Annotated in this window: 1 protein-coding gene; it reads left to right on the forward strand. The window is 43.7% G+C overall.

The genetic code is table 11. The features are described from left to right. Nucleotides 1-229: hypothetical protein (locus tag IQR33_RS32905; protein ID WP_228013869.1), on the forward strand; the 229-nt coding region annotated here is incomplete at both ends.

Genomic DNA, 229 nt, shown 5'->3' on the forward strand with positions numbered 1-229 from the left:
ATGTCGATAATATGGACCGCCTTGAAGTATCTAGCATTGTGGACCGAGAAAACCCTGTATTTAGACTCGATTTGAATGGAACCAGCAACCTCAACAACCTCAACGTTAATTCCATAGACGCGAACTCCGGTACTATTGACACGTTACGCTCCAATTCGGCAAACTTAACTAGTGTTCGCGGCACTGACCTTGATTACGATAACGCTGACATTGATCGTGCTGATATTAA

Source organism: Vibrio sp. OPT46, assembly GCF_015163535.1.
GTDB lineage: Bacteria > Pseudomonadota > Gammaproteobacteria > Enterobacterales > Vibrionaceae > Vibrio > Vibrio alginolyticus.